The sequence below is a fragment of the Vibrio sp. 378 genome, assembly GCF_033339435.1.
In genome coordinates this window covers 1-707 of record NZ_JAWOUO010000539.1, presented here as the reverse complement: position 1 = coordinate 707, position 707 = coordinate 1, and the positions used below count along the sequence as shown (strand labels likewise).

General features: G+C 38.9%; 1 pseudogene. It reads left to right on the top strand.

Features of this window, described 5'->3' with window-relative positions:
* Window positions 1-707 (top strand): annotated as a pseudogene (locus tag R7Q48_RS27405) (GGDEF-domain containing protein); the annotation flags it as partial.

Sequence of the window (707 nt, the reverse complement as noted above, 5' to 3'; positions counted from 1 at the left end):
GGAATATGGCCTAGGTGCAAGTTTAATCAACTTAAAACGTAGATTTGATGAGAAGATTGACGGCAAGTTGATCAACAGTAGCAACATCTACAACAAGCTAACGCTGGTGGGCAGTGACGGAACAACTATCGTCACGACTGGCCCAAAAGATCTCAAGCCAATGGATATTCATGATTTGATGACCCAACACGGGCATCCGGAAGAAGTTTGTGCCACTCGTGATGGTGACAACATTCGGATTCAAGTGATTAAGCAAGTCAAATTTTCTGGGAAACCAGTGGCTTTTTTAATTGCGGACATCAATAAAGATATTGTTATTGAGCAATTAACCAATCAAGAGCACGAAGACAGCTACAGTCGCATGGTGCTAAAAATAAAAGATGTTGAAATGGTGGTGTGGGATTCCATCACTAAAAATTCAACCACTAATGCAGATGAGAATCATTTTCTTTCTAAGGTTTTGGATGGAAAAATATATTTCGAAGTGCCAGTGGAACAACATCACTTTAAATTGATGGCATGGTTTGAACCGCTCAACGAGCGAGATATTTTTACTTCTCGACTCTTTATTGTTGGGCTAAGTATTCTCGCCGTGATGATTGTTATTGCGCTGTGTTATGCATTTGTCGCAAACAATAATAAATTGGAATTAAAGATTAAGCTTGAGGAAGAGAAAAAGCGTAAAGATATTCTTTCTCAACAAAACC